Origin of the sequence: Plantibacter sp. VKM Ac-2876 (genome assembly GCF_015350715.1) — a bacterium.
In the GTDB taxonomy this organism is placed as follows: domain Bacteria; phylum Actinomycetota; class Actinomycetes; order Actinomycetales; family Microbacteriaceae; genus Plantibacter; species Plantibacter auratus.
On the sequence record NZ_JADKSI010000001.1, the window covers coordinates 445,750 to 457,857 of the forward strand.

At 71.3% G+C, this 12,108-nt stretch carries 13 protein-coding genes; 7 read left to right on the forward strand and 6 right to left on the reverse strand.

Features of this window, described 5'->3' with window-relative positions; genetic code table 11:
* The 4 genes from ITJ62_RS02085 to ITJ62_RS02100 all read left to right on the forward strand — a co-directional run bounded on the left by ITJ62_RS02085 (nucleotide 1) and on the right by ITJ62_RS02100 (nucleotide 5,027).
* Nucleotides 1-1,398 (forward strand): alpha/beta fold hydrolase, encoded by a 1,398-nt coding sequence (locus ITJ62_RS02085; RefSeq protein WP_194599487.1) that lies wholly within the window; start codon nucleotides 1-3, stop codon nucleotides 1,396-1,398.
* Nucleotides 1,399-1,587: 189 nt separating this feature from the next.
* The gene (locus tag ITJ62_RS02090) at nucleotides 1,588-2,790 is read left to right on the forward strand and encodes an MFS transporter (RefSeq protein WP_194599488.1); all 1,203 of its coding nucleotides are present in this window, start codon (nucleotides 1,588-1,590) and stop codon (nucleotides 2,788-2,790) included.
* Between the two features lie 26 nt (nucleotides 2,791-2,816).
* Nucleotides 2,817-3,410 (forward strand): class I SAM-dependent methyltransferase, encoded by a 594-nt coding sequence (locus tag ITJ62_RS02095; RefSeq protein ID WP_194599489.1) that lies wholly within the window; start codon nucleotides 2,817-2,819, stop codon nucleotides 3,408-3,410.
* A gap of 153 nt (nucleotides 3,411-3,563) precedes the next feature.
* Nucleotides 3,564-5,027, forward strand: a complete 1,464-nt coding sequence (locus tag ITJ62_RS02100) for an FAD-dependent monooxygenase (protein ID WP_194599490.1) — start codon at nucleotides 3,564-3,566, stop codon at nucleotides 5,025-5,027.
* Between the two features lie 67 nt (nucleotides 5,028-5,094).
* Here the strand turns inward: ITJ62_RS02100 and ITJ62_RS02105 are convergent, their stop codons facing one another.
* Complete coding sequence (locus ITJ62_RS02105) at nucleotides 5,095-6,078, reverse strand: alpha/beta fold hydrolase (RefSeq protein WP_194599491.1); 984 nt, start codon at nucleotides 6,076-6,078, stop codon at nucleotides 5,095-5,097.
* 129 nt (nucleotides 6,079-6,207) lie between these two features.
* On the opposite strand from ITJ62_RS02105, the gene ITJ62_RS02110 reads away from it, so the two are divergent.
* On the forward strand, nucleotides 6,208-7,416 hold the full coding sequence (locus tag ITJ62_RS02110; protein ID WP_194599492.1) for an FAD-dependent monooxygenase: 1,209 nt from the start codon (nucleotides 6,208-6,210) through the stop codon (nucleotides 7,414-7,416).
* The gene (locus ITJ62_RS02115; RefSeq protein ID WP_194599493.1) at nucleotides 7,413-8,165 is read left to right on the forward strand and encodes a YqjF family protein; all 753 of its coding nucleotides are present in this window, start codon (nucleotides 7,413-7,415) and stop codon (nucleotides 8,163-8,165) included. Before ITJ62_RS02110 ends, ITJ62_RS02115 begins: the two co-directional genes overlap by 4 nt.
* Nucleotides 8,166-8,173: 8 nt before the next feature.
* Here ITJ62_RS02115 and ITJ62_RS02120 read toward each other — a convergent pair whose 3' ends face one another.
* The 3 genes from ITJ62_RS02120 to ITJ62_RS02130 all read right to left on the reverse strand — a co-directional run bounded on the left by ITJ62_RS02120 (nucleotide 8,174) and on the right by ITJ62_RS02130 (nucleotide 9,965).
* Nucleotides 8,174-8,659: an SRPBCC family protein gene (locus ITJ62_RS02120; RefSeq protein ID WP_194599494.1), complete on the reverse strand. Its 486-nt coding sequence runs from the start codon at nucleotides 8,657-8,659 to the stop codon at nucleotides 8,174-8,176.
* A 74-nt stretch (nucleotides 8,660-8,733) separates the two neighbouring features.
* Nucleotides 8,734-9,432, reverse strand: coding sequence for a Pr6Pr family membrane protein (locus ITJ62_RS02125; protein WP_194599495.1), 699 nt, complete (start codon nucleotides 9,430-9,432; stop codon nucleotides 8,734-8,736).
* 59 nt (nucleotides 9,433-9,491) lie between these two features.
* Nucleotides 9,492-9,965, reverse strand: coding sequence for a DUF2000 domain-containing protein (locus tag ITJ62_RS02130; protein WP_194599496.1), 474 nt, complete (start codon nucleotides 9,963-9,965; stop codon nucleotides 9,492-9,494).
* Nucleotides 9,966-10,071: 106 nt separating this feature from the next.
* On the opposite strand from ITJ62_RS02130, the gene ITJ62_RS02135 reads away from it, so the two are divergent.
* Nucleotides 10,072-10,536, forward strand: a complete 465-nt coding sequence (locus tag ITJ62_RS02135) for an Lrp/AsnC family transcriptional regulator (RefSeq protein WP_194599497.1) — start codon at nucleotides 10,072-10,074, stop codon at nucleotides 10,534-10,536.
* A gap of 18 nt (nucleotides 10,537-10,554) precedes the next feature.
* Here the strand turns inward: ITJ62_RS02135 and ITJ62_RS02140 are convergent, their stop codons facing one another.
* Nucleotides 10,555-11,187, reverse strand: coding sequence for an alpha/beta hydrolase (locus ITJ62_RS02140; RefSeq protein ID WP_194599498.1), 633 nt, complete (start codon nucleotides 11,185-11,187; stop codon nucleotides 10,555-10,557).
* Nucleotides 11,184-12,098, reverse strand: a complete 915-nt coding sequence (locus ITJ62_RS02145) for a VOC family protein (RefSeq protein ID WP_194599499.1) — start codon at nucleotides 12,096-12,098, stop codon at nucleotides 11,184-11,186. The genes ITJ62_RS02140 and ITJ62_RS02145 overlap by 4 nt, the downstream gene beginning before the upstream one ends.
* Nucleotides 12,099-12,108: the final 10 nt, after the last annotated feature.

Here is a 12,108-nt window from a genome sequence, read left to right on the forward strand (position 1 = left end):
ATGACCACCGTGCACCTGACCGGCCAGTTGATCTGCGCGACAGCGACCGACGTGGCGATCGTCGAAACCCATCTGCCGGAGCATGTCGCTCTCACCCGCGCCGAACCGGGGTGCGTGTCGTTCGAGGTGACGCCGACGGACGACCCACTCGTCTGGGACGTCGCCGAGGTCTTCGAGGACGACGAGTCGTTCGCAGCACACCAGGCCCGCGTCGCGTCCAGCGAGTGGGGACGCGCGACCGCGGGCATCGAACGCCGCTACCGGGTGACCCGGTCGCCAGCAGGCCGGACCGTCATCGACGTCGGCGACGACGACCTCGCCGACCTCCGTCGGAGACTCCACGACACCCGCTGGCCGGAACGGTGGCCGAACGTCGGTTGGGAGGCCGGCACCGACCAGGACGAGCTGCGGCGGCTCGTCACCTACTGGGCGGACGACTTCGACTGGGCGGCACAGCAGCGGGACATCAACGCCCTGCCGTGGCACCGGGCCGAGATCGATGGCGCCACCATCACCTACCTCCGCTTCGACGCCGAGGCCCCGGGCGGCATCCCCGTCGTCCTCACGAACGGATGGCCGAGCACCGCCCTCGAACTGGTCGGACTCGCCAAGCGCCTCGCGACGCCGTCCCACTACGGCGGAGACCCGGCGAGCGCCGTCACCGTCATCGTGCCCGCGCTGCCCGGACTGCCGTTCTCGCCGCAACGGCCGACCTTCGGCGACCAGACGCACGAGCTGTGGCACACGCTGATGCACGATCACCTCGGCTTCACCCGGTACGCCGCCCATGGAGGCGACCTCGGGGCCGGGATCACCTCTCGGCTCGCGCAGGCGCACCCCGAGGCGGTCGCCGGCATCCACCTCCTCGCAGTCGCCGCGCCCCTCGAGGTCGACGCCGAGACGCTCACCGAGGAGGAGCAGGCGCATCTCGCCCGGGTCGAGGCCTGGGACGCCGAGGAGGGTGCGTACGAGCATCAGCACCACACGCGTCCGCTCACGCTCGCTCCCGCACTGTCCGACTCCCCCGTCGGCCTGCTCTCGTGGATCCTCGAGAAGCATCGGGCGTGGAGCGACTGCGACGGCGACGTCTCGTCCCGCTTCAGCGACGACTACCTCGCGACGCTCGCCTCCGTCTACTGGTTCTCGAACGCGATCGGCACCTCGCTCCGCCCGTACTACGAGTCCGCGACCGGGATCACGACGCGTGTCGATCGGGTCGAGGTGCCGACCGCGGTCGCGCTCTTCCCGCACGACCTCGCGAGCCCGCCGCGCAGCTGGGCCGAGCGGAGCTACGACGTGCGACGGTTCACGACCATGCCACGAGGCGGCCATTTCGCCCCGCACGAGGAGCCCGAGCTCCTCGCGGACGACATCCGGGCGTTCCTGGCGACGCTGTAGCGGACGGCAGCGCGACGCTCGTCGTTGCCGATAGGCTGCCCCACATGTCTCCAGTTCGTGATTGATCGGCCCGCGCGTCGTCCCCGACGCTCATCGTCCCGATCCTGATCACCCCGCGCGCCGTCGAGCGCGCCCTGTTTCACTGGAGTTCCTCTCATGTCGTCCACCCGGACAGCACGTTATCTCGACGTGCTCGCACTTCCCCATGTCCCGCTGACCTTCGGGTCCGCACTCGTCGGCAGATCCGCCTACGCGCTGGTGCTGCTGCCTCTGCTCTACGCGGTCTCCGAAGCGACTGGTTCGATCGCCCTCGCAGGTGGCGCGGTGGCCGTCTACGGCGCCACGGCGAGCCTCCTCGCACCGCTTCGGGCCTGGTTCATCGACCGCCACGGCGCGCGTCGCATCCTGGCCATCCTGATCCTCGTCTTCGGTGGCGCCATCGCGGCCCTGGCCGTCGCGTCGCTCACCGCCGCTCCCGGAGCACTGCTGATCACGCTCGCGGGACTGGCGGGCGCGTTCGCTCCCCCACTCGGGCCGACGATGCGTGTCGCCTGGGGTCGGCTCACGCCCGACGGGGAACTCCTGCGCAAGGCACTCAGCCTGGATGCGGTCATCGAGGAGCTCCTCTACCTCGCGGGACCCGCGGCGGCCGGGTTGGCCCTCGCCGTCATCGCCCCGGGGACGGCGCTCCTCGTGCCCGCCGGGTTCGTCCTCATCGGCGGACTCCTCTTCGTGAGCACGTCGACCGTCGGCAGCATGGCTCCGCAGGATCGCAGCGTCCCGCGTCACGACCGTGGGCGGTCACTCCTGCTCGACGCCCGCTTCATCGCCATCCTCCTGCCGGTGCTGGTCGCCGGGGCGGTCTCGGGCACGATCAGTGTCGCCGCACCGGTCGTGCTCGCGGAACACGGTGGTGCGGCCGCCGCGGGCATCGCCCTCGGGCTCTTCGCCGGCGGGAGCGCCCTCGGCGGGCTGCTCTACGGAGCGCTCTCGGTCCCAGGGTCGGCCGTCCGCCAGCTGGTCGCACTCGCGGGGGCGCTCCTCGTCTCGGCATCGCTCATCGCCGCGGTGACCGGCTTCGTCGCCGTCAGCGTCGTCCTCGCGGTCGCCGGGCTGTTCTTCTCGCCGATCATGATCGTCTCCTACGTCGCCGCGCACGCAGCCGGTGGGCGGTACCAGCAGAACGCCGCGACGACCTGGGTGAACACGGGACACAACATCGGTGCGGCAGCGGGCAGTGCGATCGCCGGCGTCCTCATCCAAGCGGCCGGTGCGCCCACCGCGGTCGTCGGTATCTGCGCGGCGGCAGCCGTCATCGTCCTCGTCGCGGCGGCGCTCGCCAGGCTAACGACGGGTGAGGCGTCCACCGGGGACGACTCACCGCAGGCGTGATCCGGGCCCATCGGTACGGTGAGAGCATGAGCACCGTCCGAGACGCCTACGCCCGACGGTCCACCGAGTATGCGACGCTGCTGGGCACGATGGCGTCAGTGCACCCGTCGGACCGGCAGCTCGTGACCTCCTGGGCCGACCGGATCGCCGGTCCCGCGCTGGACGCCGGCTGCGGCCCGGGGCACTGGACGGCGTACCTCGCCTCGCGCGGGCTCGACATCCGCGGCATCGATCTGGTCCCCGAGTTCATCGCGCACGCCCGCGCCGAGCACCCGGAGACCCGGTTCGACCTCGGCAGCCTCGACACCCTCGACGCGGAGACCGGCTCGGTGGGCGGCGTCCTCGCCTGGTACTCACTGATCCACCACCGTCCCGACACGATCGACACCTCACTCGCGGAGTTCGCTCGCGTGCTCCGGCCGGGAGGCGGACTCCTGATCGGCTGTTTCGAGGGGCCGACCGTCGAGCCGTTCGACCACGCCGTCGTGACGGCCTATCGCTGGCCGATCACGGAGCTGGCCGAGCACGTGCGCCGGGCGGGGTTCGAGGTCACCGAGACGCACACCAGGACGAGCCTCGATCAGCGACCGCACGGAGCGATCCTCGCCACCCGCATGTGACGTCTCGGGTGGGGCGGGCTGGGTGATCGATGCAGGGGCCCGCGTCTCCTCGCAGTTCCAGAGTACGCCGGGCACCGGGGCTTGCCGCAAGACCCCCATCGGCCTCCAGAATGGGTGGCCGCGGTCGCCTCCGACCACGAGAACGGGGTCCTCATGCATGACGTCATCATCAGCGGTGGCGGCCCGACCGGCATGATGCTGGCCGCCGAACTCCGGCTCCACGGCGTCGACGTCCTCATCCTCGAGCGTGACGCCGAGCCGAGCCCTGCCGTGCGGTCGTTGGGCCTCCACCCGCGAAGCATCGAGATCCTCGACCAGCGCGGCATCCTCGACCGGTTCCTCGCCGAGGGCACGCAGTACCCGGGGGCCACCGGCCACTTCGCCGGCATCGTCCCGCCGCGACCCGCCCCGCTCGACACCGAGCATGACTACGTCCTCGGTCTCCCGCAGCCGGTGACCGATCGGCTGCTGACCGAACGCGCGGTCGAGCTCGGCGCCGAGCTGCGTCGCGGGAGCGGACTCGTCGGCCTCGAACAGGACGACGACGGCGTCACCGTCGAGCTGGACGACGGTGAGCGCCTGCGGGCACGGTGGCTCGTCGGATGCGACGGCGGGCGGAGCACCGTTCGGAAGATCCTCGGCATCGGCTTCCCCGGCGAGGCCGCGCAGACCGAGTGGATCCTCGGGGAGATCCAGGTCGCCCTCCCGGCCGACGAGGTCGCCGCCATCGCCGAGGAGGTCCGGAAGACGCACCGTGGCTTCGGCATCGGACCGGTGTCCGACGGGTTCTTCCGCGCGGTGGCGCCCGCCGACGCCCCCGCCGACGAACGCCTGGCGACTCCCACGATCGAGGAGTTCCGGGCCCGGCTCGAGCGCTTCGCCGGGACCGACTTCGGCGCACATTCCCCGCGCTGGCTGTCGCGCTTCACCGATGCGACGAGACTCGCCGAGCGCTACCGGGTCGGCCGGGTACTCATCGCCGGTGATGCCGCCCACGTGCACCCGCCCCTCGGCGGGCAGGGCCTCAACCTCGGGGTCCAGGACGCGTTCAACCTCGGATGGAAGCTGGCAGCCGAGCTCGCCGGGTGGGCCCCGGCCGACCTCCTCGACACCTACGCGACGGAGCGCCGCCCGGTCGCCGACGACGTCCTCACGCTCGCCCGCGCACAGAGCGTCCTCCTGTCCCCCGACCCCGGCCCGCAGGCGGTGCATCGGCTGTTCTCGGAGCTGATGCGGCTCGACGACGTGGCCCGTTTCCTGGGCGAGCGGATCGCGTCCACCGGCGTCCGATACGACGTCGGAGGTCCCGGCGCAGCAGTGGACCGCGGCTCGGACGACGGGTCGCTGCTCGGTCGACGGCTCCACGACCTCCCCCTGGCCGACGGCGGGCGCCTGTTCACCCTCCTCCACGAGGGTCGCGGGCTCCTGCTCGACCAGACCGGGACCCACAGCGTCACCGGGTGGGCGGAACGCGTCGACCGGGTCGTCACCACGACCCCGGAGCTCGCGGTCACGGCGGTGCTCCTGCGCCCGGATGGTCACGTGGTCTGGCTGGCCGACGGGCGGGAGCCGCTCGAACCGGCCATCCGGCGCTGGTTCGGCGGGCCGACACGGTGAGGTGAGGTGAGGTGGTTCGTCGCCCGGCCCGCGGCTGAGCGACGAACCGCCGCATCCCAGCGAGCGCTCAGTCGTGGTCGATGGAGGCGACCGCGTCGGCCACCTGCGACTTCCCCTCGGCCACGCGGTCGTCGTCGTCGGTGACGATACCGATCGTCTCCTCGATCCGACCTCCGACGGCCTGGACGATGGCCGCTGGCTGCGGTGCCTCCGGCTCCTTGTCGTCGCTCCCGTCCGAGTCCTCGGGGTAGACCTGGAGCCGGTCGTCGTCGCCGTCCGCCACCGTGCGCCTGGCGTGGTCGACGCAGAGCTTCGCGACCTCCTCGGCGTGCGCGTACATGACGGAGTGCGCAGCACCTGGGATCTCCCAGAGGCGTGAGGAGGGCAGGAGTTCGCCGACCCGCTCCACCCACTCGCGCGGTGCGACGGCGTCGTACTCGCCACGGATCACGAGCGTGTGCGCCTGCACCTTCGGCAGGGCCTCCTCGATCGGGTAGGTCAGCATCTCCGGCAGGACCCGCGAGAACCACTTGAAGCCGCAGAAGACGTACGCGCTGACGGCGAGCACCTTCACCGTGAGCGGCTCGTGCCAGCTCGACTGCAGGAACCGGACCGCCTGGGTGAGCACCCGGCGCTGACCCGGCACGACGACCGGGCCGATGAGGATGAGGGTCGACAACTCGGGGCGACGGGAGACGAGGTCGCTGACCACCTGGCTGCCCATCGAGTGGCCGACGATGATCGGGTCCTTGAGATCGAGCTCGTCGATGACCCGACCGACGAGGTCCGCGTACTCGCGGATCGTGAGCGTCGACGAGGGGTGCGGCACCCCGCCGAAGCCGGGGAGGTCGAGCGCGTGCACCGGCCCGAACTCGTTGAGGTGTGGCGCGAGGCGCTCGAAGTACGTGGATGAGACGCCGATGCCCGGGATGAGGATGAAGGAGCGATCGCCGCTGGATCCCACGGAGTTGACGCGGACGTAGACGTCGCCGTCGTACACGCGATCGACCCGCACACTCCGCTTGCGACGCTTGCGTTCGATCCTCGACATGCCCCAAGCGTACAAGCGGCCGGCGCCTGCACCGCCGGAGCTGTCAACCATGCGGGATTCGGATCGGCGAGCGCGATGATGGAGGCAACCGGAGCGGCAATCCCACGCTCCCCGAGAGGTGGCACCACGATGACCGTTCCCCGCGTCCTGATCTCCGGAGCCAGCATCGCCGGCCCCGGCCTGGCGTTCTGGCTGAACCGCTACGGCTGGGAGACGACGGTCGTCGAGCGCGCGCCGGCGTTCCGCGACGGCGGCCAGAACATCGACGTGCGGGGCGCTGCTCGGGAGGTCCTGCGACGCGCGGGGCTCGAGGACGCCGCACGCGCGGCGACCACCGGCGAGCGCGGCACCCGGTTCGTCGGTGACGCCGGTGAGACGATCGCCGAGTTCCCGGTGTCGGACTCGGAGACCGACGGCGCGACCGCCGAGGTCGAGATCCTCCGTGGTGACCTGGCCCGCATCTTCATCGACGCGACGGACGGCACCACCACCTATCGGTACGGCGACCACATCACCGGACTCGACGACGACGGCGAACGGGTCCTCGTGTCCTTCGCACATGGAGCTGACGAAGCGTTCGACCTCGTGATCGCGGCGGACGGCATCCGATCGTCGACCCGTGAGCTGGCCTTCCCCGGCGAGGCGGTGACCCGGTCCCTCGGCCTCGAGATGACGTACCTCACGATCCCTCGCGACGACGCCGACGTGCCGTGGTGGCAGTGGTACTCGGGCGTCGGTGGCCGCAGCGTCACGCTCCGACCCGACCGGCACGGCACCACCCGTGCGGTGTTGACGGAGGTCACGTCCGACCGCGGCGACGGCGTCGTCCCCGCGCGCCGCGACCTCGACGCGCAGCGACGGCATCTCAGGAACCGGTTCGTCGGACTCCCCTGGCAGGCGAACCGGATCCTCGAGCACCTCGACGACAGCGACGACGTCTACTACGAGTCCATCGGCCAGGTCAGGACGCCCCGCTGGGCATCCGGGCGGGTCGCACTGCTCGGCGACGCGGCCTGGTGCGCGTCGCCCGTCAGCGGCATGGGTACGAGCCTGTCGATCGTCGGCGCCTACGTGCTGGCCGGCGAGCTGGCCGCGCACGTGCACCACCGGGACGCCTTCCGCGGGTACGAACGCATCATGCGCCCCTACGTCGAGCAGGCCCAGTCGTTGCCGCCGGGCACGCCGCAGCTCGCCAATCCGACGTCGAAGGCCGGCGTCGCGGCGTTCCGCACCGCACTCCGCGTGGCCGGGTCGAAGCCGGCGAAGCTCGTCGGTGCGCAGTTGTTCTCCCCGCCGGCCGACAAGATCGACCTGCCCGAGTACGAGCACCTGGCATGACCGGCGAGCCCCGGCCGATCGCCTCGAGCGCACCGGCACTGTCCGGCGCGGTGGTCGCCGCGCAGGAATGGCGGGACCTGGCGTTCGTCCACTGGCGCGTCCCGGCGAGCGCCGTCGCGCCGCTGCTCCCGCCCGGGGTGGTCCCCGACGTCTTCGACGGCTCCACGTGGGTCGGGCTCATCGCTTTCCAGTTGGGCGACGCCCGCATCGGCCCCCTGCCGCCGTCGCCGGTCGGCGGTTCCTTCACCGAGGTGAACGTCCGGCTGTACGGGGTCGACAGCGAGGGGCGTCGCGGCGTCGTGTTCCGGTCGCTCGAGGCGTCGAGCCTGCCGGCGGTCCTCGCGGCTCGCGCGATGTTCGGCCTGCCTTACCAGTGGGCGCGGACCGCGCAACGGCCGACGGACGACGGCTGGGAGTACGCGTCGCGACGGATCACCACGTCGCCGACGACACGGGGTCCGGGCTTCCAGCTCGGCGTCGACGTCGACCGGGCGACGACCGTCGGCGACGAGCTGTCACAGTTCCTGACGGCGCGGTGGGGGCTCTTCCAGAGCCGCTTCGGTCGGACGCAGTGGTTGCCGAACGAGCACGAACCCTGGGTCCTGCACCCGGCGCGCGTCACCTCGTTACGGGACGAGCTCTGCGCGGCGGCGGGCCTCCCGGGTGTCGTCGAGCACGAGCCCGACTCGGTGCTCTTCAGCCCCGGCGTGACCGCCCGATTCGGCATCGGCTCGTTCCTCGCCCGCTGAGTGCCGGATCAGTCCGCTGCTGCGACCGCGGCGAGCACGGCGGGATCCTCGCAGCCGCGCGCGAAGCCTCGGATGCGGCGGTCGATGTCGCGCTGCAGGACGATCGCACCGATGCGCTCGGCGATCGGCGCCAACCATTTCGGCTTGCACGTGAAGTTGTAGCGCCACACGGCGAGGGTGCACTGGTCGTCGCCCTCCACCGGGCTGAAGCGCCAGCCGCCCGCGAGCCGCTCGAAGAACCATGAGCCCTTGGTCATCTTCATACCGACGTTGGTCGGCGGGTGGTACGAGACGTACTCGCTGACCATCCGGAACCCGAACCGCTGGACGGTGAAGGTGCGGACGCCCTTGGCGGCCTCCTTCGCGCCGTCGAGGAAGTACTGCCGCCGGATGAACGGATCCCAGCGCATCCGGGTCTCGCCGGTGGTCTGGGAGATCGCGAACGCGACGTCGGGCGGGACGGGCACGGTGCAGCGGGATTCGACGACGGGCATGCCCCATCCTGACACGGCCCCGAAGTGAGGCAGATGGTCACCCGGAACGCCGCCGGGCGACCAGGCGCCTCACCTCAGCGACGGAGCGCGGCGGGCAACACCCGGTCGACGAGCTTGAGCAGCACGGCGAACACGATCGCGACGACGAGCACCATGAGCGCGTTCCGGACGGCGCCGTCGAAGCCGAGCTGCGTCGCATCGAGGAAGGGGTACGGGTACCAGCCGGTGATACCGCCACGGATGAAGGTGAAGACCACCCAGGCGAGCGGCCAGAGGAACGCCCAGGCGACGGTGCTCCAGGTGAAGCGCGGACGCGGACCGAAGACGAGCCAGGCGCCGAGCGTGAGCCACGGGGACAGGTAGTGGAACCCGATCGTGATGACGAGCGCCCACCCCGTGAGGTTCACCTGCGGCGCGAGGACGACCGCGTAGACGATGCCGGTGATGACGATGCTGAGCAGGGCGTCGAGCCGTGCCACCCGCCAAAGCCGGCCGTCACGCAGAGGGTCGATCGCCAGCAGGACGGACACCGTGAGCACGATGAGGTTGCTGAGGATCGTGAACGCACTGAAGATGCGTGCGAAGCGGGTGGCGAGGCCGACGGACATGTCGACGCCACCCGAGCGGGCGTCGGCGCCGCCGGTGATGACGAGGACGATCTGGATGACGAGCGAGATCGCGATGATCACAGCGATCAGGAGGTAGACCACACGGCTGGCGGTGACGACGACTGCGGACGGCGCGACCTGCGTGGGATGGACGGTGGTGCTCACCCGCCAACCCTAGCCAGCCCGCCACACCCCATCTCCCTCAAGCCCTGACGCATGCGCTTTCAGGCCAACAGCGGCAGTCGCCCGACGATCCGGTCCACCCGGTTGCGCGGCCCGACCAGGGCGACGGCCAGCGGGGCGAGCGCATCCGACGCGGTCTCCGCCACCGCCGCGAGGTACTCGTCGTAGACCCGGGTGAGCTGGGCCGCCTCCGGCATGTCGACGACGAGCACACCGTCCGAGCCCGCCGCCTTGGCCCGGATCGCCGCCAGCTGCTCGACCGGAGCGGCCAACACGCTGCACCCGGCCCACGGCAGTCCGGGATGAGCCGAGCCGTCGGCATCGACGGCGTCCGGTCCGAGGAGTCCCTGCACCCGTGCTCCGACCGCCGCCGCGACGCAGGCCGCCGCGTTCACGGCTCGACCGGCCGGGAGGTCCTGCTGCACGACGACGACCCACTTCAGCCGGGCGGACCGCGTGGGCGCCGCCGTGTCGATCTCCTCCGGCGCGAAGCCGACGAGCTGCTCTTCCGTCATGTCTCTCCCTGATGTCGTACGCGGATCGACCCTCAGGCTACGTCGAATGAACCCATAGTCGTTCCGAGCCCGTACATCGTCCGGCCGAACTGGCACAATCGACCGCATGGACGAACTTGATACGGCGATCCTGCGCGAACTGCAACGCGACGCCCGGCGCACCAACCGCGACATCGCGGCCGCGGTCGGCGTCTCCCCCACCACCGCACTCGACCGCACCCGCGGTCTGTACCGCCGGGGCGTCATCCGCGGCGCGCGACTCGACGTCGACCTGCCGTCGCTCGGTCGCTCCGTCCAGGCGCTCATCGCGATCCGGATCCGACCGCCGTCGCGCGTCAACATCGACGCGTTCCGCAGCTGGGCGATCACCCTCCCGGAGACCATCGGCGTGTTCGTCGTCTCCGGGAACGAGGACTTCCTGCTCCAGGTCGCCGTCACCGACAACGACGCGCTCTACGCCTTCGTCATCGACAAGCTCACCGAGCGCGAGGAGGTCGCCGACGTCCGGACGAGCGTCGTCTACGAGCACGTGCGACCGCACGTGGTGATGCCTGCGGAGACGACGACCTGAGCGGCTGTTGGTGACAGATCAGCCGACGTGCTCGCCGAGGAACGTGCGCACGTCGTCGATCTCGGCCTGGTGGATCCCGTGGGCGAGCCCCGGGTAGGTGCGCTCGGTGAGGGTCGTGTGCAGCGGCAACCACGCTGCGGCGCGCGCGACGGCCGGCGCGGCGATGACCCGGTCCTCGAGCCCGCGCCCCCAGAACACCGCGGGCTTCGTCGCGGCCAGCACCTCGTCGCCGGGCTGCGGCGCACTCAGCACGAACCCGGCGAGGATGACCGGCGCCACGACCCGCTCGGGCCGCGTGCGCAGCAGCTGCGAGGCCATGAAGCCGCCCTGCGAGAATCCGATGGGCACGATGCGCGTCTCGGCCGACACGTGCTCGTCGATCCAGTCCCAGACGGCGTCCGTGGCGCGGGCGATCGGCTCCGGGTCAGGGTTGCCCGGCGTCGTGATCTCGAACCAGGCCGCCCCGCCGTGGCCCATCTCGAGCGGCGCACGCAGCGACACCCAGGGCATGTCGAGCGCGAGGGGCCCGACGAGGCCGGTGAGGTCGTGCTCGTTCGAGCCGTAGCCGTGGAGGAGCAGCGCGACGGTGGGAGCGGACGACGCGGCATCGGCCCAGTCGGCGGAACGGACGTCGCGCAGTGCGGTGGTCATCGGGACAGCAGCTCCTCGGTCGACAGGTCGGGCAGGGCCACGGTCACGCGGGTCCCCCACGGGTCGGAGGCGGTCACGGAACGACCGTCCGCGTCGAAGGGGATCGTGCGGGCGCGCAGCCTCGCGGCCAGCGTATCGAGGTTCGCGAGGTCGGGGACGGTGATCGACACGTCGCCGAGGCCGAGGGCGGCCGCGCGAGGACCGGCGCCCTGGCTGTTCCAGACGTTCATCGCGATGTGGTGGTGGTACCCGCCGGCGGAGGCGAAGATCGCGCCGGGGTACTCGGTCTGCGTCGTCTCGAACCCGAGGGCGTCGACGTAGAAGGCTCGGGCGGTGGCGAGGTCGCCGACCTGCAGGTGCACGTGCCCGACGGCACCGGCCAGCGACGGCCCGGCGCCGAGGGCGTCCTCCGTGAGATGACGCTGCAGGTAGGCGTTCGGGTCGAGGTACGTGGTGGTCATGGCGATCTGGTCGCCCGAGCGCACCCAGCTGCTGCGCGGGCGGTCCGTGTACAGCTCGACGCCGTTGCCCTCCGGGTCGGTGAAGTAGAACGCCTCGCTCACGAAGTGGTCGCTCGACCCGACGAACTGTCCGCGGGGATCCTGCGCCGCCCGATAGACCGTCGCCGAGAGACTCGACTCGTCCTCGAACAGGAACGCCGTGTGGAACAGGCCGGCCTGCCGCCGGTCGACGGCCGGCAGGTCGGGCGTGTGCACGAGCCGCACGAGCGGGGTGTCGCCACGACCGAGCACCCGGTGCACCTCGCGGTCGCGGCTGCGCTCCTCGAGCGGCTCCATCGCGAAGGCGTTGGCGTAGTAACCGGACATGAGGTCGAGGTCGCCGACACGGAGTGTGACCGCGCCCATCGACGTCTCAGGGGCGAGCAGACGCTCGTCGAGCACAGCGGACATTCGGTCTCCG

Excerpts from the sequence above, each read along its gene's own strand:
- ITJ62_RS02085 (WP_194599487.1), top strand. The coding sequence starts at position 1 with ATGACCACCGTGCACCTGACCGGCCAGTTGATCTGCGCGACAGCGACC.
- ITJ62_RS02095 (WP_194599489.1), top strand. The coding sequence starts at position 2,817 with ATGAGCACCGTCCGAGACGCCTACGCCCGACGGTCCACCGAGTATGCG.
- ITJ62_RS02100 (WP_194599490.1), top strand. The coding sequence starts at position 3,564 with ATGCATGACGTCATCATCAGCGGTGGCGGCCCGACCGGCATGATGCTG.
- ITJ62_RS02105 (WP_194599491.1), bottom strand. The coding sequence starts at position 6,078 with ATGTCGAGGATCGAACGCAAGCGTCGCAAGCGGAGTGTGCGGGTCGAT.
- ITJ62_RS02110 (WP_194599492.1), top strand. The coding sequence starts at position 6,208 with ATGACCGTTCCCCGCGTCCTGATCTCCGGAGCCAGCATCGCCGGCCCC.
- ITJ62_RS02115 (WP_194599493.1), top strand. The coding sequence starts at position 7,413 with ATGACCGGCGAGCCCCGGCCGATCGCCTCGAGCGCACCGGCACTGTCC.
- ITJ62_RS02120 (WP_194599494.1), bottom strand. The coding sequence starts at position 8,659 with ATGCCCGTCGTCGAATCCCGCTGCACCGTGCCCGTCCCGCCCGACGTC.
- ITJ62_RS02130 (WP_194599496.1), bottom strand. The coding sequence starts at position 9,965 with ATGACGGAAGAGCAGCTCGTCGGCTTCGCGCCGGAGGAGATCGACACG.
- ITJ62_RS02135 (WP_194599497.1), top strand. The coding sequence starts at position 10,072 with ATGGACGAACTTGATACGGCGATCCTGCGCGAACTGCAACGCGACGCC.
- ITJ62_RS02140 (WP_194599498.1), bottom strand. The coding sequence starts at position 11,187 with ATGACCACCGCACTGCGCGACGTCCGTTCCGCCGACTGGGCCGATGCC.
- ITJ62_RS02145 (WP_194599499.1), bottom strand. The coding sequence starts at position 12,098 with ATGTCCGCTGTGCTCGACGAGCGTCTGCTCGCCCCTGAGACGTCGATG.